Source organism: Domibacillus aminovorans (assembly GCF_001643235.1).
Classification (GTDB): Bacteria; Bacillota; Bacilli; order Bacillales; family Domibacillaceae; genus Domibacillus; species Domibacillus aminovorans.
In genome coordinates this window covers 215,142-237,429 of sequence record NZ_LQWY01000067.1, presented here as the reverse complement: position 1 = coordinate 237,429, position 22,288 = coordinate 215,142, and the positions used below count along the sequence as shown (strand labels likewise).

At 42.5% G+C, this 22,288-nt stretch carries 16 protein-coding genes; 1 reads left to right on the top strand and 15 read right to left on the bottom strand.

Annotation, left to right across the window (positions count from 1 at the left end; genetic code table 11):
• Positions 1-464: 464 nt before the first annotated feature.
• From AWH49_RS17000 to uxaC, 9 genes are all read right to left on the bottom strand, one after another.
• A complete protein-coding gene (locus AWH49_RS17000; RefSeq protein ID WP_063966659.1) occupies positions 465-2,300 on the bottom strand; it encodes a beta-glucoside-specific PTS transporter subunit IIABC in 1,836 nt (611 codons plus the stop codon).
• Positions 2,301-2,627: 327 nt separating this feature from the next.
• Positions 2,628-3,107: a nickel pincer cofactor biosynthesis protein LarC2 gene (larC2, locus tag AWH49_RS21060; RefSeq protein WP_063966658.1), complete on the bottom strand. Its 480-nt coding sequence runs from the start codon at positions 3,105-3,107 to the stop codon at positions 2,628-2,630.
• Between the two features lie 5 nt (positions 3,108-3,112).
• Positions 3,113-3,976 carry a nickel pincer cofactor biosynthesis protein LarC gene (gene larC / locus AWH49_RS21055; protein ID WP_063966657.1) on the bottom strand — a complete coding sequence of 288 codons (864 nt, stop codon included), beginning with the start codon at positions 3,974-3,976 and terminating at the stop codon, positions 3,113-3,115.
• A 1-nt stretch (position 3,977) separates the two neighbouring features.
• Positions 3,978-4,721 (bottom strand): nickel pincer cofactor biosynthesis protein LarB, encoded by a 744-nt coding sequence (larB, locus tag AWH49_RS16985; protein WP_063966807.1) that lies wholly within the window; start codon positions 4,719-4,721, stop codon positions 3,978-3,980.
• 18 nt (positions 4,722-4,739) lie between these two features.
• Entirely contained in the window at positions 4,740-6,212 is a 1,473-nt protein-coding gene (locus AWH49_RS16980; protein WP_063966656.1) for a gluconokinase, read from the bottom strand.
• On the bottom strand, positions 6,205-7,023 hold the full coding sequence (gene larE / locus AWH49_RS16975; RefSeq protein ID WP_034287416.1) for an ATP-dependent sacrificial sulfur transferase LarE: 819 nt from the start codon (positions 7,021-7,023) through the stop codon (positions 6,205-6,207). Before larE ends, AWH49_RS16980 begins: the two co-directional genes overlap by 8 nt.
• A gap of 18 nt (positions 7,024-7,041) precedes the next feature.
• Positions 7,042-7,812 carry an SDR family oxidoreductase gene (locus AWH49_RS16970; protein ID WP_063966655.1) on the bottom strand — a complete coding sequence of 257 codons (771 nt, stop codon included), beginning with the start codon at positions 7,810-7,812 and terminating at the stop codon, positions 7,042-7,044.
• Between the two features lie 30 nt (positions 7,813-7,842).
• Positions 7,843-9,111 carry a nickel pincer cofactor-dependent isomerase, group 22 gene (locus tag AWH49_RS16965; protein WP_063966654.1) on the bottom strand — a complete coding sequence of 423 codons (1,269 nt, stop codon included), beginning with the start codon at positions 9,109-9,111 and terminating at the stop codon, positions 7,843-7,845.
• 2 nt (positions 9,112-9,113) lie between these two features.
• Complete coding sequence (gene uxaC / locus AWH49_RS16960) at positions 9,114-10,529, bottom strand: glucuronate isomerase (protein WP_063966653.1); 1,416 nt, start codon at positions 10,527-10,529, stop codon at positions 9,114-9,116.
• Positions 10,530-10,765: 236 nt separating this feature from the next.
• Between uxaC and AWH49_RS16955 the strand changes: the two genes are divergently transcribed.
• Positions 10,766-11,977 (top strand): ROK family protein, encoded by a 1,212-nt coding sequence (locus AWH49_RS16955; RefSeq protein ID WP_063966652.1) that lies wholly within the window; start codon positions 10,766-10,768, stop codon positions 11,975-11,977.
• A gap of 42 nt (positions 11,978-12,019) precedes the next feature.
• Here AWH49_RS16955 and gndA read toward each other — a convergent pair whose 3' ends face one another.
• From gndA to AWH49_RS16925, 6 genes are all read right to left on the bottom strand, one after another.
• Positions 12,020-13,435 carry an NADP-dependent phosphogluconate dehydrogenase gene (gene gndA / locus AWH49_RS16950; protein WP_034287428.1) on the bottom strand — a complete coding sequence of 472 codons (1,416 nt, stop codon included), beginning with the start codon at positions 13,433-13,435 and terminating at the stop codon, positions 12,020-12,022.
• 242 nt (positions 13,436-13,677) lie between these two features.
• Entirely contained in the window at positions 13,678-15,183 is a 1,506-nt protein-coding gene (locus AWH49_RS16945; RefSeq protein ID WP_063966651.1) for a hypothetical protein, read from the bottom strand.
• Complete coding sequence (gene murJ / locus AWH49_RS16940) at positions 15,180-16,697, bottom strand: murein biosynthesis integral membrane protein MurJ (protein ID WP_211268411.1); 1,518 nt, start codon at positions 16,695-16,697, stop codon at positions 15,180-15,182. Before murJ ends, AWH49_RS16945 begins: the two co-directional genes overlap by 4 nt.
• Positions 16,698-16,886: 189 nt before the next feature.
• A complete protein-coding gene (locus AWH49_RS16935; protein WP_063966649.1) occupies positions 16,887-18,851 on the bottom strand; it encodes an S-layer homology domain-containing protein in 1,965 nt (654 codons plus the stop codon).
• A gap of 106 nt (positions 18,852-18,957) precedes the next feature.
• On the bottom strand, positions 18,958-19,965 hold the full coding sequence (locus tag AWH49_RS16930) for a C40 family peptidase (RefSeq protein ID WP_063966648.1): 1,008 nt from the start codon (positions 19,963-19,965) through the stop codon (positions 18,958-18,960).
• Positions 19,966-20,260: 295 nt separating this feature from the next.
• Positions 20,261-22,207: a S8 family peptidase gene (locus AWH49_RS16925; RefSeq protein ID WP_063966647.1), complete on the bottom strand. Its 1,947-nt coding sequence runs from the start codon at positions 22,205-22,207 to the stop codon at positions 20,261-20,263.
• Positions 22,208-22,288 lie beyond the last annotated feature (81 nt).

Here is a 22,288-nt window from a genome sequence, read left to right as displayed (position 1 = left end):
AAGTGAAATTTCTTTGTAATATGTTGAAGCCTAGGTCTTACTGCTCGTTCATGTCAGATAAAAATCTGTCTCTTAAGCAAGTCACCTTGGTCATAACGGCGAAAAAGAAGAGTGTCCCTACCTCGTCAGTTGTCACTGACGAGGTAGGGACACTCTCTTTATTTTATTCTACCGGTGGAACAGCCATTTCATTTTATCGGCATTAGTATGCGTTTTCAAAACGCTCTAATCTTTTTCCTCCTTTCTGAAAACTTGATCTTCGAGGAGGAAAAGATATAATATGTGTGTGGTTTTTTTAATCAGCTAGTTAGTTTATGTACTAAACAAACTAATTAAAGATAGCTTATCATCCTATTTTCTTTTTGTCAATATAAAATCTTTCTTCTTTTTGATTTTTCAATCCATGACTAAACCTTGCAAAAATCCTGCTACAAAGCCGGCAGGATTTGAGTTCTCCTTGTGTACTATACAACGACTGTTAATAAATCGTCTTTAGCGCTTACAAATGAATTCTTTGTCTTTACAACATCAAGGTATTGACTTGTATTCGTGATCACAACCGGTGTTGTCACTTGATACCCGGCAGCTTTAATTTTTTCAATATCAAATTCAATAAGCAAGTCACCTTGCCGCACTTTATCCCCTTGTTTGACATGAGAGGTAAAAAATTGTCCTTTCAGATTCACTGTGTCAATCCCGATATTAATTAAAATTTCTGCACCACCCTCTGATGTGATTCCAATCGCATGTTCTGTTGGAAATAAGGTGGTGACGACCCCGTCCATTGGTGAAACGACCTCACCTTTCTCTGGTTCAATCGCAATCCCTTTCCCTACTGTTTGTGTAGCGAAAAGCGGCTCACTGATCTTGTATAACGGAATGATTTCCCCACTTAACGGACTTCCAATCGTTTCCCTTTCCACACTAATCTGATCTGTGTCGAACTTTACTTTTGAAGAAGCTTTTTCGTTTTTATCTTCATATCCGAATATATACGTAAGAACCATTCCTAAAACTAAGGCAACTGCGATACCGATTACATATTGTAACATCGGCGAAAATGCAGGGATCGTCAATAAACTTGGAAAAGAAAATACGGTCATTTTTACTCCCAAGCTGCCATTAATAGCGCCGCCTACAGCTCCTGCAATCGCTACATAAAGCATCGTTCGTTTATAGCGTAAGATGATCCCATAGTTGATCAATTCTGTCGTACCTGCCAGTACACTTGGCAAAATCGCCGTTGCAGAAAGACCTTTTAAATCTTTATCTTTTGTTTTCAAGAAAATTCCGAGTGCCATCCCGATTTGAGCAAATGGCGCTGCCGCTGCCATCCCGATGATAGGGTCTTCACCAATGGCAAGATTAGCAATGGCGATAGGGATAATCGCCCAGTGAAGCCCCATAATAGTAAGAAAGGTCCAAGCGCTTCCTAACACTGCTCCTGTTAAAAGACCGCTTTTTGAGCTTAGGAATTCGATACCTGCGCCGATTGCCTCTCCGACATACACACCAAAAGGACCGAAAATGAGCACCGTTAACGGAACAATAATGAGTAATGAGATCATCGGATTCACAAACATTTGAATGTCTTTATAAATAACCTTTTTCAAGAATTTATCTAATACTGCATAAATAGCAACAGCAATGAAGATTGGGAAAACTGTAGAAGAATAGCTCATTAACACAACAGGAATCCCTAAGAAATCTACGCTTTTCGCTCCATTCGCTGCTAAATTCGTAAAGCTCGGCTCCAAAAGTGCTGCACCAATGGTTCCACCGACATATGGACTGGCACCGAGTTTAATGGAAAGCGTAATCCCGAGAAATATAGGCAGGAAATAAAAAATGGCATGTCCCGCAGCAGACAAAATCGCATATGTACTGCTTTCAGTAGACATCCATCCTAACATAGTTAAAACAGTTAATAATGCTTTTAACAGCCCGGACCCAGCAAGCACACCTAGTATAGGGGCAAAACTTCCTGAGATTATTCCTAAAATCTTTGACATCATCGACTCTTTTTCTTTCTCTTCTGAAGTAGAATCGTTCGTAAAGTCCCCTAATTTTTTGATTTCTTTATAAAGATCTTCGACGGAGCCCTCAATTTTTATTTGAAATTGTTCGTTGCTTTCTTCTACATTTATAATGGCTTTCATATTTTCCAATGCGGATTTATTTGCTTTTGTCTTGTCTTTCACCTCAATTCCTAACTGTGTTGCACTGGGGTGAAGACTCGACACATTTTGCTCTCCCCCAACGTGTTGAAGGATTTTCTTAGCCAACTGTTGATCATTCATTTAGTGCCCCTCTTTCTTTCAATTCAAAAAACCTAAATAAAATAGAACCTCATACAAGGTACATTTAAAATAAGCCCCATTCACCATTCAATAAGTATCCGACATATAATTCAATCCTATGCACCTTCTAAAGAGAGCCTCATCATTCTGGATAAGATGATTGTAGCCGTGAACGTTTCATTTTCGCGACGAACTCATCATAAAAAAGACTAAAATATCTTTTCAAACAAAAAAACAGGGCTGCCCCAGTCAATTATTCACCGACGTTTAGGACACGACCCTCTTTTATGTTAGTTTAAAATTTCTTTGAATTGCTTCAAAGTATTTTCAACCGTACTTCCCGCCAAGACGCTTCCACACTTCCTCGTACACACGCTTGAGTGGAATTCCTTGTTCCTCAGCAATTCGCCGGCACTCGTCAAACTCTGGCGCTCGCTGTACCGTCTCTCCGTTATGAGAACCTTCTTTTACCGTCACCGGTCCCCACGGCGTCTCCACTTTTATAAACGCCCGCTCGAGCCGGTGTACCATCAATGGATAATAACGCACACCGAGTGTCGTCGTTTCAGTAAATAAAATGTCCTTCATTTTCTCGACTGAACCGCTTGAACAAAGCAACTGAAGCAGCACACCCGGACGATTCTTTTTCATAAAGATAGGCGTGTAGTAGACATCATTCGCGCCCGCCTCAAATAACAACTCCATTACGTAACCGAGCCATTCACCTGAAATATCGTCAAGATTCACTTCCATTTTAACCATTTGATCATCGATATGCTCCTGATCTGGAGGACGCTGATTAGTCATCTGAATTATTCTTTTCCAATGACTACACGCAATACATTCGGGTGATCTTTAAATGTTTTTGTCCCAGCGCCATAACCGATCGCATCGATCGTCATCGATGGCATCGAACAAAACGCATCTGCGAGAACAGATGCGATCGCGGCGCCCGTCGGTGTTGTCAACTCGAAACGAATATCACTTTTTGCGATTGGCACCCCTTTTAACATTTCGAGTGTCGCAGGAGCAGGAACCGGATAGACGCCATGATCAATTTGAATGTTGCCCGTGCCTACAGGTATCGGCGACGATTTAATCGATGTGATACCCATCTGATCAATGAGAATCGCTGCGCCAATAATATCGATAATTGAATCGACCGCACCGACTTCATGAAAATGAACTTTTTCAAGCGGCATACTATGAATGTGCCCTTCTGCTTCACCAATCTTTTTAAAAATCGCAAGTGACATACGTGTAACCTCTTCATTAAAGCCCGCCACTTTAATCATCTCGACAATATCCTTGTACGAGCGGTGGGCGTGATGATGGTGTTGATCATGTGAATGATGATGACTATGCGTATGTTCGTGATCGTGGCTGTGGTCATGGCTATGCGTATGATCGTGGTCATGGCTGTGATCATGACTGTGTGTGTGGTCGTGATCATGTGCGTGGCTATGACTAATTTCAGCTGTCAACTTCACATCAAACTTTGTCGCCGTAATGCCATTTTTCACAACTTTTTTCCACGATAATGTATATTCTTCTTCCATTTGCAGTTTCTTTAATTCAGCTTCCATTTTTACTGGATCAGCGCCCGCATCAAGGAGCGCACCGATGACCATGTCTCCACTCATGCCAGAGAAGCAGTCAAAATAAAGTGTCGTCATATTATTTCTCCCCTTTATGCGCCAGGCGGTGAATAAGCACGGCGTTATAAGCCGCTCCAAATCCATTGTCTATGTTCACAACACTAACACCTGACGCGCATGAATTGAGCATCGATAAAAGAGCGGATAAACCGTTAAAGTTCGCTCCGTAACCGACACTTGTCGGCACCGCAATAATTGGATTTGTGACAAGTCCACCGAGCACGCTCGGCAACGCGCCTTCCATGCCGGCGACACAAACAGAGACGTCTGCGTTTTGAATTTCTTCAATATTATCAAGCAGACGGTGCAGTCCGGCCACTCCGACATCGTAAATACGCCGAACATTGACGCCAAGCGTTTCAGCTGTCACGGCTGCTTCTTCGGCTACCGATAAATCGGATGTGCCTGCGCACACAATCGCTATGTATCCATTTGTTCTCGGCTTTTCTTCCGTCCAGGCAAGCGTCTTTGCGATTTCATTATATTCAAACTCCGGGCATTTCTGGAGCACAAATGCTGCTTTCTCAGGCGAAATGCGCGTCACGAGCACAGAGTCATTACGCGCCCGGAGTGACTCGACAATCGTTAAAATCTGTTCAGCTGACTTCCCTTCACCAAATACAATTTCCGGAAATCCCTGTCTGTTTTTCCGATGGTGGTCAATTTTCACGAATCCTAAGTTTTCATACGTTGACAGCTTTTCCTTTGCTTCTGCTGCCGTTAACGTCCCATTCTGGACCTGTTCTAAAATACGATCGATTATTTGGACCACACACCTTTTTTAGAAATACTTCGTTACATCCGCAGCGAGTCGTACGTACTTTTCGTAAATGTCCTGATACACTTTATGGTTCTCTACATTTGGTACAATTACTTCACCCATCGGCAAGTTGTTCTTAATGTCTTCAAAGGAATCAGCTTCTCCGACTGCTACAAGCGCTGTCCAGGCTGCTCCCCAGGCTGCATTATGGTGGCTTTCAGATACATAAATATTTTTCCCAAATACGTCAGCCATCATTTGAAGCCAGATCGGCGACCGTGCAAGACCCCCGTTTACATAAATCTTCTCAGAAGGACCTGCCAAACGTTCAAGCGCCTCGCTAATTTGATATAAATTAAATGTAATTCCTTCTAGTACCGCGCGAACGAAATGTTCTTTCTGATGCGTAATAGACATTCCAAAAAAGTTCCCGCGTGCGTGTTGATTCCAAAGCGGTGCCCGCTCGCCATTAATGTATGGCAGGAATAGAATGCCATCTGCACCCGGTCCGACGCGTCCCGCTTCTTTCGTAAACTCTTCGTACGTTCCTTGATAGTTTAACAAGTTTTTTAGCCATTCAAGCGCGATCCCACCGTTATTTGTCGGACCGCCAATGATCGATGTTTCTTCTGTAAACATGTAGCAAAACGTTTCATGTTTTTCATTTGCACGGAACCCATTCGCCCACTGACGGACTGCTCCACTTGTGCCGGCAGTGATCGCCACCTCGCCTGGCAAAATGGCCCCGCTGCCAAGGTTGGCAAGCTGTCCGTCCGCTGCACCAATGACAAATGGAATATCTTCAGGTATACCGATGTAGTCGGCAATGATTTTATTTAAGCCTTTCAATATTTCTGTCGGAGGCACAGGACGCGACAACTGCTCTTTTTTCACGTTCACTAATTCAAGAATTTCCACGTCCCAATCGAGTGTTTCACCATTGAACAAACCAGTAGCAGAAGCCATCGAATAATCGACAATGCGCTTGCCAAACCATTGCAAAAGCAAATATTCTTTTACAGACATAAAATAAGCCGCTCTCTGGAACGGTTCGTAACCCGTTTCATTCATCCACAGAAGCTTGACAAGGGGAGACATCGGATGAATGGGCGTACCTGTTTTTTCATATAGTGCCATCCCATTCTCACTTATCAGACGTTCTGCTTGATCACTGCCGCGTCCGTCCGCCCAAATAATGGCGCGTGACAGCGCCCGGCCGTTTTCATCAACACAAATAAGGGAATGCATCGCGCATGAAAAGCCGATACCCGCCACTTGATCTGGCGTCACACCCGCTTTTTGAATCGCATCTTTTAAAACGAAAACAGAAGCGGATGTAAGTGCTTCTGGATCCTGCTCAACGTGGTTTGGCTGCGGATAAAATGATTTAGTTAACTGTTCGGATTCGGCAGTCACTTTTCCGCATCGGTCAAAGACGACTGCTTTGACACTGGTCGTGCCGATATCCAGTCCTATAACGTATTCTTTAGACATGTTGTTCATCCTTTTCTAGTGCTTTGTTCATGCTGCCGCTTGTATAGCCAACAAGATCGAGTGACACATATTTATAGCCGAATTGCTGCAGTCTTTTGGCTATGGCCGCGTGATACTCAAGTACACGTAGCATATCCCCAGGCTCCACTTCAATACGGGCCGTATCTCCATGCGTCCGTACTCGTACTTGCCGAATTGATAACGATTTTAGATAGGCCTCTGCCTTTTCCACTTTTGTCAGCTTTTCTTTTGTGATCGTTTCACCGTAGGCAATGCGGGAAGACAAGCAGGCAAAGGATGGTTTATCCCACGTCGGTAAATCAAAACTACGGGACAGCTCTCTTATTTCTTCCTTAAATAAGTTCGCTTCCTGCAACGGACCACGAATATTTTTTTCTTTCGCCGCTTTCATCCCCGGACGGAATTCATTCATGTCGTCCGCAATCACGCCATACACGATATTATTATACCCTTGCTTGTTCAAAATCGGAATAAGGTGATCAAACAAGCTGCTTTTGCAAAAATAGCATCGGTTCTTATCGTTTTCTGTATATCCTGGAATCGCTAATTCCGACGTTTCAATGACTGTGTGCTTCACGCCAATATGTTTAGCCAGCTTCTTTGCTTCTTCCAGTTCAGTGGACGGATATGTTTCGGAATCCGCTGTAACGGCGAGTACCCGCTCTGGACCAAGTGTATCGACAGCTGCTTTTAGCAAAAATGTGCTGTCCACTCCACCTGAAAACGCGACAACAACAGATTCCATCTCGCGGAGAATCGACTGCAGTTTCCCGTATTTTTCATTTACCATTACGGTTCATCCTTTCTGTTAAATCGTCATGCTGCCAAATCCGCCATCAACGCGGATCAGCGTACCCGTCACAAAACTTGATGCTTTATCAGATGCGAGCCACACGGTTGCTCCCTGCAATTCATCCGGATCGCCGAAACGGTTCATCGGTGTGTGATTCATAATAGAAGCAATACGTTCTTCACTTAAAATCTTTCGGTTTTGTTCAGCCGGGAAAAAGCCTGGAATAATCGCGTTCACACGAATTCCATCTTGCGCAAATTCACGTGCTAAAAATTGCGTTACGCTGTTTAATCCTGCTTTTGAAACGGAATACGTGAACACTTTTGACAACGGTGTTGTCGATGAAACAGATGAAATATTAATAATGCTTCCCTGTCTGCCCTGCTCGATCATTTTTTTAGCGAAAACCTGGCATGTTACAACAATACCTTTTAAGTTTACGTCCATGATCTTGTCCCATTCGTCCATGTCAAGGTCGAAAAACGGTGTTGCGCTATTTGTACCAGGTGCATTTAATAAAATATCCCAGCCACCAGACCATTCTTCAATAGCTGCTGCCGATGCTTCAAGCGATTCTTTCGAGACGACATCTGCCTGAAATGCTTTCGCTATGCCACCTAATGCTTCAATTTCTTTAACGACTTCGTTTGCTTTATCAAGGTTACGGCCGACAATCGCCACTTTTGCGCCATGATTGGCAAGCCCTTTTGCCATAGATGAGCCAAGAACACTGTTCCCTCCAATTGCGACGGCTGTTTTTCCAGTTAAATCAAATAATGTATTCACAGTAAATCCTCCCTATTTCCTATATCTTTTTTAAACTAAATTTCCTTTTTGATCAAATGAAAGTTCTTCCGCTTCTGTCATCGCTTCAAGCTGCGCATGTTCCTGCACGTAGGGAAGGAGTGCTTCGGATACTTCAATTTCACTTACTTCAAGCGTATTTTTAATGCGAACCATTTTTACTTTTGTAAAATCAAGGATGTTGCTCGTTTTAATAGCCGCTTGAATGGCTTCTTTGTCATTCGCAAGTGTAGTCGCAATTTTTGTTGGCGCAACAACTGTTGATGTCAGCCCATTCGCATACGTTACTTCGAGATCCATTTTGTCGACAAGGCGCTGTGTCGTAAAATCGGCTGTGCCGACACCGTTCGCATTTCCTTCTGTCTCGTCTGTCAAGTCAAGCACGAGCATTTTATTCACATCCGGCCCACCGTGCGCATATGGTGTCGGATAACGGCCCGTAATATTCGGATCCATGCCATCACCGCTGATATTTTTGCCAATCTGATCAATAACAAGTACATCAAGCTGCTCGAAAAATAGTTTTGGCAGCAGCTCTTTTGCTTTCACTTGAAGCCCCACTTCTTTTTCTTCAATTTCTTCTGCTGCTAGCACTTCAACGACCGCAACTTTATCAAAGGCATTTTCGACCGTTGCAACACCGAACAACACAGGCAGATGCTCCATAATCATTTTCGCCATCGCCGGCACGTGCACAGCCATATGTTTAAAGCCAAGCTGGTGGCACGCTTCCGCTCCTTTTTGCTTGCCTAGACCGATACTGATCATTTTCATAATGCCACTTTCAACCGGTCCGCGAAAAGCAGTATGCGGCTTAATGCGGTTAATAACGACAATGCCATCCGCTTCAGATGCGTATTTATCTACGTAAACCGGCAGGCCATTTGGCAGCTCGCCGACTTTAATAACTTCCATTGAAGAACGAATTTCAGCACCGGTACTTTCTTCAGTTACACCGAGGTGTTTCAAAACGTCAATTTGCCCTTCCGCTGTTGCACCGCCATGGCTGCCCATGCTCGGTACGATAAACGGATTTGCGCCCATTTCTTTTAAAAAGGCAACGGTCATCGCTGTAATTTCAACAATCCGGTCTACCCCGCGGCTTCCGACTGCAATGGCAATCGACATGCCTGGTTTGATTTTTTGACGGATAACCTCGCGCTCAAATTCTTTTATAAAAACAGCTGCCAGATCATCGATTTTTTGATTATCAAACTTTTGTCTCACTTTCACCATTTTGGGTACAGGAATGTCTTTAACAAGATCTTGAATGATCCCCATTGTTATCTTCCTCCTTTTCGCTCCAAAAAGTAATTTTTAGCATTATCATACCCGATATTTCGTACCATCTGCTCAAGGAATGCAGAGTTATCTGGTGCTTTTCCTTGTTCAACCCATTCCCCGAGAATGTTGCATAAAATGCGGCGGAAATAATCATGTCGCGTATATGATATAAAACTGCGGGAATCCGTCAACATTCCAATGAAATGACTAAGCAAACCGACACTTGCAAATGTCTTCATTTGCTGTTCCATTCCATCAATATGGTCATTAAACCACCAGGCAGAACCTAATTGAACTTTCCCCGGAGTCCCTTCTTCAAAGAAGTTCCCCATCATCGTCGCAAGCACATCGTTGTCTTTGCGATTTAAGTTAAAGAGAACTGTTCTTGGCAAAGCACCTTCTTGATCGAGTGCATCAAGAAAACGAGACAACCCTTCTGCTACATCACCATCACCGATCGAATCAAATCCTGTATCCGGGCCGATTTTTTCTTTCATCGCTGTATTATTATTCCGGATCGCACCCATATGAAGCTGCATAACCCACTCTTTGTCAGCGTACATCTTGCCGAGTTCTTTTAAAAGGAATGAACGGTAAGCAAACAAGTCCTCACCCGTCAGCTCTTCTCCGCTGATCCGTTTGTTAAAGACCGCTTCCGCTTCGTCTTTCGTTGTTTCTTTATACACCATTTTCGGCATATCATGATCCGAGGCACGTCCGCCATTTTCATGGAAGAAATCAACCCGGTTTTGAAGTCCTGCCAAAAGATCGTCGAATGATTCCACTTTCAAGCCGGAAACGTCAGCCAATTTGCCAAGCCAGTCTGCAAATGCAGGGCGATCAATAAAAAGCGCTCCGTCTGGACGGAATGTCGGCGCAATGGTTGCTTTAAATGAATCGTCTTCTTTCAGCAGCTTATGATAACGAAGATCCGATGCTGGATCATCTGTTGTGCCGATGAATAACACGTTTGATTTTTCAATAAACGATCTTGGATCATACCCAGGTGACTGAAGCTTTTCATTACATTCATCCCAAATTTCTTTCGCTGTTTCCGGTGTAAGCAATTTGTCGATGCCGAAGTATTTTTTTAATTCCATATGCGTCCAGTGGAAAAGTGGATTGCCAATTAAATATGGCACTGTATCTGCCCACGCCTGAAATTTTTCCCAATCACTTGCATCACCCGTAATAAGTGACTCGCTCACGCCATGCATACGCATCAATCGCCATTTATAATGATCACCTGCAAGCCAGAGCTGCGTAATGTTTTCAAACGGTTTATTTTCCCACACTTCTTTCGGACTGAGGTGACAGTGGAAGTCAAAAATCGGCGTATCTTTTGCCGCTTTTTCATACAAGTGTACAGCTGTCTCATTATTTAAAAGAAAATCATCCTGTAAAAATTTTTTCATGTTGTGTCCCCTCCGATTTTATGTTAGTGTATTTTTGAAGTAAAAAATTGTAAACCTTTTCAAAGCAACATAATTTAGTTAAAAAATTCATCTTGTTAATTCGTTTACTAAACAAATTAACTATAATATTTAATTTATCATGTCTCTGTGTTATACGTCAATAAACCTTTCTCAGAGAAAAAAACCTATATAATAAAAGTATAATAAAAGAATGTACCTATGAAGGAGGATTATACATGGCTGCCGGTGATGCCGCTTACATTAAAAAAATAAATCGTTCACTTATTGTTCAAAAAATTATCGAAAGAAAGATGATTTCTCGTGCTGATTTATCAAAACTAACCTCTTTAACAAGAGCGACTATTTCTGCTCAAGCAGCGGATTTGCTGGAAGATGAACTTATTGTGGAAACGCATCTTGAACACCACGGTGTTGGAAGACGTCCAATTATGCTATCTGTAAACCGATCAGCCGGTTACACGCTTGGCATTGATCTCGATTATGGGCTGTTAACGTTTGCTTTATCTGACTTGCTCGGTCAGCCGGTGTCGACCCGTACAGTGAAGATAGAAGCGACTGAGTATGAAACGATTCTCCATCTTTTAGTGAAACACATTCAACTTTTTGAAAAAGAATGTGCGCAAAGCCGCTACGGTTTAGTCGGTGTCGTCATTGGGATTCACGGTTTGGTGACAAAAGATGAAATCATTCATTATGTCCCCCGTTTCGGGTGGCGGGATATTCATATAAAAAATGACCTAGAAAAAGCGACTGGACTTCCTATTTGCATCGAGAACAACGCTAATTTGTGTTCTTTCGCAGAACGCGTTTATGAGCACCACGAAACTGAAAACTTATTATGCGCAAGCCTTTATTCTGGAATCGGACTCGGTGTGATGATGAACGAAGAATTTTTCAAAGGGCATGATGGCTTTGCAGGTGAAGTCGGTCATACAATCATTATGCCGAATGGAAAACCGTGTAATTGCGGCAACTATGGCTGCTGGGAACAATATGCATCGGAATCCTCTTTTTTCAGAGAGTTGTCGGAAAAGAAGGGGCAATCAACTATTTCTTATGAAGACGTGCACCAATGGATGCAATCAGGAGATAAAGTCGTCGTCGAAATGATGGAACAATTCATTTATTTTTTAACGATCGGCTTAAATAATTTGATTAATGCATATAATCCGGAAGTCATCGTTTTAAGCAGTGAACTACTTCAGCTCAATCCTCAATCCATTGAACAAATTGAATGCAATTTAAAGTCCACTATCAGTCAATACCGAGAATTATCTATTTCAAAACTTGGTACAAAGGCCTGTGTCTTAGGAGCTTGTGCGCTTGGTATTAAACATTTTTGGGATGTACCGTCTATGAATCTATCACTTATTAAAAGTGAAACGAGCGCTGATATAACAGTTAGCGAAAGGATACAAAATCAATAAAATGAAAGAGCCATCTCTATATTAGAGACGGCTCTTTGCATGTTATTTACTCATCCACTCTGTATGGAATGTGCCTTCTTTATCAATTCGTTTATACGTATGAGCACCGAAGTAATCACGTTGCGCTTGAATCAAGTTCGCAGGCAGTGTTTCTGTACGGTAGCTGTCGAAATAAATAATTGCGCTTGAGAATGACGGTACCGGAATACCACGTTCCACAGCCATTGTCACGACGCGGCGAAGCGCTGATTGATAGTTTTGCACGATGTCTTGGAAATATTCATCAAGAAGCAAGTTCGCAAGGTTCGGATCGCGATCGAATGCTTCTTTGATTTTTTGCAGGAATTGCGCACGGATGATACAGCCTCCGCGGAAAATCATGGCGATGTCACCGTAGTGAAGATCCCATCCATATTCTTCTGAGGCAGCTTTCATTTGAGCAAATCCTTGCGCATATGAGCAAATTTTACTCATGTAAAGCGCCTCACGGACTGCTTCGATCATTTCTTTCTTATCACCGTCAAACGGTGTGACTTCAGGGCCTGTTAATTGTTTACTTGCTTGTACACGTTCGTCTTTTAACGCAGAAATAAAGCGAGCAAATACAGACTCCGTAATAATAGAAAGCGGTACGCCTAGATCAAGCGCATTTTGACTTGTCCACTTACCTGTGCCTTTTTGGCCAGCAGCATCTAAAATGACATCGATAAGCGGTTGACCTGTTTCATCGTCTTTTTTCTTGAAAATGTCGGCTGTAATTTCGACTAAATAGCTATCAAGTTCGCCTTGATTCCATTCTGCGAATACTTCATGCAGTTCGTCTGTTGAAAGATCGAGCATATGCTTCATGATGAAGTATGCTTCTGAAATCAGCTGCATGTCACCGTACTCGATGCCGTTATGCACCATTTTTACGTAATGACCAGCACCATCCGGACCGATGTATGTGCAGCATGCGTCATCGCCTACTTTTGCGGAAATGGCTTCTAAAATCGGACGGACAAGTTCAAACGCCTCACGCTGACCGCCTGGCATAATGGAAGGACCTTTCAGTGCTCCTTCTTCTCCACCTGATACTCCTGTTCCAACGAAATGAAGGCCAAGTCCTGCAAGTTCTTTATTGCGGCGGACCGTATCTTCGAAAAATGTGTTTCCACCGTCGATCAAAATGTCCCCTTTATCCAGATACGGCTTTAATGAATCGATTGTTGCATCTGTTGCGCCACCTGCTTTAACCATAAGTAAAATTTTACGCGGCTTCTCAAGAGAGGCCACAAATTCTTCTACGCTGTACGTACCTTTGAAATTCTTTCCTTCTGCTTCTTGTTGAAGAAATGCAGTCGTTTTATCAGCTGAGCGGTTATAAACAGCAACAGAGTATCCTCTGCTTTCAATGTTTAATGCCAGATTTTTCCCCATTACAGCAAGGCCGACTACACCAAATTGTTGTTTCGTCATACGAATTTCCTTCCTTTCCACTCCCGTTTATTTTTTTTAAAGCAGATGTTACGAATGAACTTCCTGCCTGCTTTTCGACTTATCTAAAACTTCTGATAAAGCATGCCTTTGAACATACGGCAACTTCCGTTCTTTCGTCATTTTTCTACTTCACTATTATTTCGTCAAACCTTATTTGTTTTCCTGCAAAAAATATATCGATTTATGTCAATATTCAAAAAATATATCGATTTATGTCAATATTATCGTGATTTTAAATATGCTTTTTTACTTTTGATCAATTTTTGAAGCACCGGACTTGGATTTCCACCAAGTGTCGCCCATTTTTTTTCATGTCCTTCTAAATCGTTCAGCGTCAAATATTCATAATCATTGCCATCAAACGTTCCATCGCGATTAATCTGGTACCAGAGATCGCCGTTCGGCCGGATCCAATCACTACCAACGGATTCAATGCCCCCGCGGATTTCACGGACAGCAAGCAAGTACTTTTTATGACCGGTCGCATGATACGCGTCGATAAGCATATTTGCTTCACCGAGCGCGTGGTTAAGGGACGCATGAATGCGCTGTTTGCCTTGCTGCGGCGAATAATAATCAGCGGGCAAGTATCCTTTTTCAGCCCGTACAACGTTGTCAATGCTAATTAAATTAAGCAGATAATCGCTGTATTCAGGTAATGCTTTTTCAAGCTCTGGCACACCGAGTTCTTTGCCGATCCGGTGCAAATAAATCACGATTAACTCATTATGACGCGTATCCACATATGGCGCTGTAATATTATACTTTTCCTTTAGCCACGTGCTCGTATATTCTGTTTTCCAGATTACATCTTTTTTTGATTCACGGTATGACCATACATTCGCTGCTGATTGAACGGTTAAATTGTAAAAATAGCGTTCTTTGTATTTAAAATAGCGATCGATGGCTTCTTTTTCAATAAGTGTACCCATATGACGGCCGTATCCATCTTTTGTAAACGGCTCCACAGACCACGGCAGTTTTTTCAATGAGCCATCCACTGTAAACCAGTTGTTTACTTCCTTATAATTTATCTGCTGGAATGTAATCCAGTCATTCAAGTTGTCGGTTTGTTCAAACAGCGGTGCTTCTGCGAGTAAAAACCATTGCTCGCTTATTTCGCCACGGCCGGCAGTCATCGTAAATTCAACACCTTCTTTTGAATGCTGCAATGTATTTTTTTCCGTCAGCAGCTCACGCACCGTACTTTCACGGCCGCTTCCGTACAACTCATTCAATTCACGCGACGTAAACGTGTGGCTTATGACCAGCTCGTTAATAAATTCACGATTGTTCGTGTAGCGGAACAGACCGGCCGGCGGCTTCGTTTCATCCACACCGGTAACATCGTCGTGTACCCGTTCCGGAATGTTTTTCGTCCAATCAACAAAATAATAGTCATCGGCAGATGGAATTTGCACCTTGCCGGTTACGGTCCCTTCACCGCTCATACGCAGCATAACGAACCGATCGCCATTGTTCATTTTCCGGACTTTCACTGTTAATGCAGCCTTGTTTCCGACGTTATAACGATAGTTTGTATCTTTATAAATAAAATCGAGTCCTTCTGGATTCGATTCTTTTTTCAAAGATAAATGATCTGCTTCAAGAAGGAGTGATTTGTTACCAATCGAAATAATTTGCGATTCCGTCATAGGTGCTGCTTCCGAACTTGCCTTGCAGCCTGCCAGTATCAACACAGCTAAGATGAAGTACCATTTTCTCACGATAAACTGCTCCCGTTTCGCCTAATCATACTGAGCAATTTACGGAATCCTTCTTTATAGAAGAAAAACAGTCCAACTACGTATAAAATGGCGCCGATTGGAACGAGAATAGCAAGTTGCCATAATGAATACCATTCATCGATGAGTGGACGGATGAAATAAAGGGGCACAACCATAAATGCAGTCACAATCGCCGTACGGGCCAGTAATCCAATAAGTCTCGCAGGCTCTGACTTATCGAAATCTTTATAAACAAAAATGGTGCAGGCCGTTAAATAATAAAGCGAAACGAGTGAGCTTGTGAGCGCGAGCCCCGGATAGCCGAATGGACCGATGAAAAGCCAGTTCAAAAGCACGTTAATGGCGATCGTAAACACGCTGATCCGGAAGACGATTTTCGTTTTCCCTTGCGCATACATCGCTTTTGCAACGATGTATTGCATCCCCTGTGTTACAATCATTGGCAAGTAAAAAACGAGCGCAATGTATGTATAATGCGTATCTTCAGCTGTAAATTTACCCCGCTCATAAATGAATGACAATGCGGGTTCCCCAACGACGTAAAGACCAGCTGCAATTGGTGAGAGCGTTAGCAATGAAATTTGCATACCGCTGAAAAACGTATTTTGAAAGCTTTTGCGATCATTCACTTGTTCGGCTAAAAGAGTGAAAATAATAACGGCAATCGTCGTCGCATAAATCGTATGCGGAATAGATGATAAAAGCTGCGCGTAATTCAAGTATGAAACAGGCCCTTCTCCTATCCCAGCTGCGAAACCTTTATTAACAAACACATTGATTTGACCGACGACAGAGCTAAGGAGTGCCGGCGCTAACAGTACGAGGAAGGAGTGCTGAAACTCTTTATCGACCGACAAAACCGGCTTCCACCTATAGTCCGTTTTGTATAGGTAAAAAAATTGAATACAAATGCCGAGAATCGTACCGACGATAAAGCCGTAAGCGAGGCTCGCAATGCCCCACTGCTCTGAGAAAAGGAGAGCGAATGCGACACCGACAATCGTTTGAAGCAGCTTTGCAATCTGTGAAGGAACGAAAACGCGTCTTCCTTGCAAATAAGAATCTAAAATACTTGTTAACGCAATAAATGACATGAACACGAAAAAAAACTGCGTAATCGAAACGGCCGTTTCTTCTGTCAATAATGGCATATTTCTGAAAATGAGCGGCACGAACCACGGTGCTAAAAAGAAGCCGATCATTGAAACACCGATAAACAAAAAGAACGTAACATTCATAATTCCGTTCGCACTGCGGTCTGTTTGTTCTGGATTTTCTTTTCGTTTCTTTACATACATTGGCAAAAATACATTATTGAATCCACCTGCAATCATAGCGATCACCAATGTAATAAATGAAAACGCAAGCAAATAGCCATCTGTGTAACTGCTGACACCAAATTGATAGGCTATAATACTTTCACGCAAAAAGCCCGACAATTTGACAACGAGCGCCAGCAATCCGAGCCAGAGCGCTGTTTTTTTCAATGACATAATTTATATATACCCCCATATCTCTTAAATTCCCCTACTTATTTTACCTTATTCTCAATTATCATGCGAGAGCCGGACAGCACAGTGGAATAACTACTCACAATGGGCGAATCTCGCTGCAGTCATTGATCATCTCGTCGTAAATACAGTAATCCCGCCATAGCGTATTTGCTAGGCGGGACTCCGTTTCTATTCTTTACCTGCAACAGGCAAAATATTAATATAATCGCTATAAATATAGCCTTCTACACTCGTCGGAATGTCTGATACAACTTTTGTCCATTCGCCTTGCTGCAAGATTGCAACTGGCATTCTACTTAAATTGTATGTGTATAGAAGGCTTCCATTCGCACTTGTACGCACATTTAAGTCCGTTGTGTTCGTAAAGCCTAATGTGTATTGGCCAAAATCTTTTAATCCGAGTTCTTTGTCGATCGTTCTCATATGACCGCCGACTTTCGCTCCCCAGAATGGATCTGATGCATACTTCACATTGATGCCGTTCGATTTCGTTCCCGGTGCAGCACCGTAAGAACGCCAGTCGCCAGGTGTGAGGTAACCGCCTCTCCAATCTCCGTCCGCACCTGTGAAATATTCATCTGCCAGATGGTTGATGCCTTCTTCTACTGTTTCAAATGATTTTCCTTTTTCAGGATTGTTGTCATACACTTGAATGCCGAATATATTATTGTTGTTATACGCATGATCGCTCGTGCCGTAATCACTTTCATGAATAGCCATTGCTAGCACCATTAAAGCATTAACGTGCTTCTCTCGTTCTACTTTTTTCAGTGCAGCACCAATACCAAGAATTTTGCTTTTCTTTGAAGCATCTTTATATTTTGCATAGCCCATTGCTTCCCGTTCAGCGACCGCTTTCTTAATATACGCATCCAGTTCAGCTGCTGTGTAATTTGTCGTTGTACGTGCCGTTAAGTATTGAAAATATTGATATTCCCGTCCAACGATATGACCGGACGCATTGTAAAAACTAAATCCATCCCAGCTATAATATTTTTGGCCGCTTCTCATAAATGATGGCGCAATACCGGCATTATAAGACGAGTACGTATTGTTTTCAATTCCATAAATGGAATGAACGAGCGACCCGTTTACATTTTGATAGTAACCGCGTCCTTTCGCTCCTTCAAATGGAACGAGCATTGCATCGCCCGGTTTCATATAGTAATCTTCTCCACCAATATATACTTGCACATATTGATCGGTAGATGTGACATATTTCAATTCAGTCGTTGTGTACACGATCTTTGATGCATTTTTCGGATTTGCTGACACGTATGTTTTAGCTGTTTTTAACGCAGGATCTGTGTACAGATTCACCGTCGCTCCGCTAGCCGGTTTAGCAAATACCATCCCGCCATTGTATTTCATATAAATAATTTCCCCGTCTTTTGTCACAAGCTCAGAGCCACTCGTGTCCATCGCCTGTTTTGCCAGATCAAAAGATTCATAGGATACGGCAGAACGTGTTACATTGCCAGCTGCATCAATATTTGCTGTTTGATACAATTTCGCCGGCGGTGGCTCCGGTAAATCACCTTCAAGAAGCCGGTAAATAAACGCCGCTGCCTGATCACGTTGAGCATTCGCATCCGGGCGGAACGTATTATCTGGGAATCCTGAGATAATCCCTAAGTTAACGCTCTTGCCAATCGCAATTTTATGCGTTGAACTCAAGCCATCCATATCCGAAAATGTTGGTGCAACGTATTCTGCTGTCTTGTTCAAATACGCGAGTGCATTGTCAATCATTAGCGCCATATCTTTGCGGACAATTGTCGCTTTCGGATGAAAATTCCCATCCGAACCGCCCTTAATAATGCCCGCTGCTGCCGCTGCATTTATGTATGGTGCTAGTTTACCAGCCGGCGATACATCTTTGAACACTGCTGGGCCGGACGGAAGTTCAAGTGCGCGTGCTAAAAACGTCGCGAATTCTTCACGAGTCACATTATTCCCCGGTCGAAATGTTCCGTCCTCATATCCACTCATAATGCCTGCTTCAATAATGGACCTTAGTTCTGCTTCAAGTTTAATACCGGTTACATCATCAGCCTGTACTTTCATGTTTAATGATGGCAAGATTGGGAATAATAAAACAAGCGCCATCACAATTGAGAATGCTTTTTTCATCGTAGATTGGAACTCCCTTCAAGGTGGTGGCCTATTTTTGGTGATGCTATTATTATATGAAAAAAACAGCCCCGGTGTAAGAGCCGGGACCGCTTTTTTATATTTCTTATTGTGCATTCATAGCATTATAGATCGCAACTGTAAATGCTTCACGTGTTGCATTGTGTGTACCGTAGAATTTTTCACCTGTGAAAAGGCCTGTTTTATCGATGGATGCCATTGTAACGACGCCTTCATATGCCCAATGACTTGCACTGATGTCTTTGTATGTAACGCTTGCTGCTGCTGTTTGTGACATTTTTAGTTCAAATGCACGCTGGATGATTGAAGCCATTTCGTTACGTGTCATTTCTTCATCAGGACGGTATGTTTTATCAGCAAATCCTGTAATGATCCCTGCTTCACGCATTGCTGCGATATCATAAGCGAAACGATATGATTTTGGTACATCTTTAAAGTGGCTCATCACTTCTGGTTTAATATTCAAAACACGGTTGATGATTGCTGCTGCTTGTCCGCGCGTTACTTTCGCTTCTGGACGGAACGTGTAATCTTCGAAACCTGTAATGACTTCTTTATCTGTTAACGTTTTAATTGCTTCGTATGTTGTTTCTGATTTTGCTACGTCTGTAAACCATTCAGGTTCGTTTACAATGCGTTTCGCACCTGCATATTTTGGTCCCCAGTACGAGTTGTTCAATGAAACTAGAGCAATACCATCACTAGATGTCGCATTCAATACCATATTACCGCCTGCATATACACCAACGTGTGAAATACCTTGGCGATATGTATTGGCGAAGAAAACAAGATCGCCTGGTTGTAAATCACTTTTTACTACTGAAGTACCTACTTTATATTGTTGATCTGTTGTACGCGGCAGAGAAACACCTGCTGCATGTTTATATATATATTGTGTAAATCCGGAACAATCAAATCCATTTGGCGTTGTTCCACCAAAGACATAAGGGACACCCATAAATTTTTTACCATACGTCACGATTGATTCTCCGACAGACGCTGCTTCTGTTTTAACAGATGCCAGCGGGGACAGAGTGAAAAGCATGATTGCGGCAATTATAGCAGTTATTACTTTTTTACAACTGTTCACCATAAACCTCCCAGTTTCTCTTTCGTTCTCCATATTTTCTCACTGAAGTAATTGTAGCAAATTTAAACTTTAAATAGTTTTACGTTTCTATTACATTCAAATATCGATATATTACGCTGATTTGACAGCATTCCCTAACATTTTTCTATGAAATTTTCATTTTCCCGTTCATTTATTATGTCGTTTCCTCATCTTTCTCCATATTTATGTAACATTGAAATAAAACTGAAATAAAACTGAAAATTCAAATTATAAAAGACCCGATTCGTATATCTCACGAATCGGGTCTTGTTTTTTATTAGCGTATTTCTTCATTTAGAGCACGAGCAAGGAATGCTGAGAACTCTGCACGGTTTATGTGGGCTGACGGACGGAATGTGCCATCCGCGTATCCACCCGCTATATTCGCAGCAATGATGCCATTAATATACTGATAACCTGTCACTTTCGCCGTGATGTCTTTCACTGTTCCTGATTCCACCGGTGCTACTTTATAGGCACGGGCAATCAAGATCGCCATTTCAGAACGTGTCACAGGCGTGCCCGGACGGAATGTGCCGTCGCTGAAGCCCGTAACAATCCCGGCATCAAGCAAACTTTGCACGTAGCCGGAAGACGCAACGTTTGCGGTCACATCTTTAAAGGATGTGTCACGCACTGCGCCGTCAAAACCGAGTGACTGTCCAATCAGCACAGATGCTTCTCCTCGTGTAATACCTGCTTCTGGACGAACGGTGCCGTCGTTAAAACCTGTCATGATCTTTTCATGATATAAATACATCATGTAGCGGTCATACCATTTTGTTGCGCGTAAATCACTTATTTTTGGTTCCTCAATCGTTGCTTTTAATGTAATAAACGATACTTCGTCCTCTACCCCATTGACAACCGGATGGAAATAATACGTCACCGTTCCTTGCGATGCGTAATCAATCCATTCGTCTCCTGTTTCGTTTTTCCCGACGAGCGTTTCGCCACGGTATACGTTAAAAGTGCCGAATCGAGCAGAAAGAACGCTCGTATCAAATATCACTTTTCCTTTTGCATCCGTTGTATATGGTACATTAATTTCGTGATTAATCGGATTTTTATCAACCTGTACAAGGCCGAAGCCAAAATAAGTATCACGGCCTGCCGCGCCTAAATCAACCGCATTTTTTTGCAAAAGTGATCGAATTTGAACGTTTGTCATTTCAGGATACTTTTCTTTATAAAGTGCTGCAAGACCTGTTACGTAAGGTGCCGCCATTGAAGTTCCGCTTGAGTATTGATAACCGGATGCATTAATGGACTGCGGATAAGTGCTGTAAATCTTCACGCCTGGAGCGGTTAACTCGACTTCTTTCCCGAGTGATGACAGCGGGTCAATCTTTTTATATTGATCAATAGACGAAACTGCAATAACACTTTCAAATTTCGCCGGGTATTCAACCGATGATGTAGAGCCGCTTACAGGTGCTCCTGTATTACCTGCCGCCGCTACAATTAATACGCCTGAGTTATATGCTTTTTGCATTACTTCCTGCAACGCTATTTCGTTCACCGGAGTTGTAATGCTGACATTTAAAATGTCCATTTTTTGTTTTATTGCCCATTCAACGCCAGCAATCATCGTACTCGTCGTACCATATCCGTATTCATCAAGCACTTTAATCGCATAAAGTTTAGATGATGGCGCAACACCGATCGTTCCGAATGTATTGTTATTCGCTGCGATAATGCCCGCTACGTGTGTACCGTGACCGAAATTATCATTGTACGAGTCAGGACAGCCATTTTTGTCGACGATTGTCATCATACACGCGCCACCGGCAATCCGATTTTGCAAATCAGGATGACTTGCACCGATACCGGAGTCAAGCACACCAATTTTCACGCCGGATCCAGTCAATGTGGTGGGTACAAGACTTTGCGTCCCAACCATTTTGTATCCGTACGGAATAGCCTGTGCCGATGATTTAATCGGCATATCATACGTAATGGAGACTACATCCGGTGACATCTCCAATGCTTTTTTTTGTACATCTGTTACTGTAATCGATGCAGCTGGAATTTCTTGAAATATGTACTCAATTGATTCCGAATATTGCTCAAGCAATTCATTGTCCACTTTCTCATCAAACATAATTACCGCCTGTCTACCGTCAATTGTGTCTGCTTCGAACATTGCAGGGGTTTCAATGAAGAAGAAAAAAGCCGCGAAAAGCAGCGCAGGTAGATATTTTGAATTACCTATGTCGATCACCTCTTTCTTCTAAATAAAAATAAAGAGAGGCCGTGTGCCCCTCTTTATTGTACCGTTTACACGATGAATATTCTATTTATA

Bases quoted from the DNA above. Each gene is read 5' to 3' on its own strand.
- AWH49_RS17000 (WP_063966659.1), bottom strand. From the start codon at position 2,300: ATGAATGATCAACAGTTGGCTAAGAAAATCCTTCAACACGTTGGGGGA.
- larC2 (WP_063966658.1), bottom strand. From the start codon at position 3,107: ATGACTAATCAGCGTCCTCCAGATCAGGAGCATATCGATGATCAAATG.
- larC (WP_063966657.1), bottom strand. From the start codon at position 3,976: ATGACGACACTTTATTTTGACTGCTTCTCTGGCATGAGTGGAGACATG.
- AWH49_RS16980 (WP_063966656.1), bottom strand. From the start codon at position 6,212: ATGTCTAAAGAATACGTTATAGGACTGGATATCGGCACGACCAGTGTC.
- larE (WP_034287416.1), bottom strand. From the start codon at position 7,023: ATGGTAAATGAAAAATACGGGAAACTGCAGTCGATTCTCCGCGAGATG.
- AWH49_RS16965 (WP_063966654.1), bottom strand. From the start codon at position 9,111: ATGGGGATCATTCAAGATCTTGTTAAAGACATTCCTGTACCCAAAATG.
- uxaC (WP_063966653.1), bottom strand. From the start codon at position 10,529: ATGAAAAAATTTTTACAGGATGATTTTCTTTTAAATAATGAGACAGCT.
- AWH49_RS16955 (WP_063966652.1), top strand. From the start codon at position 10,766: ATGGCTGCCGGTGATGCCGCTTACATTAAAAAAATAAATCGTTCACTT.
- gndA (WP_034287428.1), bottom strand. From the start codon at position 13,435: ATGACGAAACAACAATTTGGTGTAGTCGGCCTTGCTGTAATGGGGAAA.
- murJ (WP_211268411.1), bottom strand. From the start codon at position 16,697: ATGTCATTGAAAAAAACAGCGCTCTGGCTCGGATTGCTGGCGCTCGTT.
- AWH49_RS16935 (WP_063966649.1), bottom strand. From the start codon at position 18,851: ATGAAAAAAGCATTCTCAATTGTGATGGCGCTTGTTTTATTATTCCCA.
- AWH49_RS16930 (WP_063966648.1), bottom strand. From the start codon at position 19,965: ATGGTGAACAGTTGTAAAAAAGTAATAACTGCTATAATTGCCGCAATC.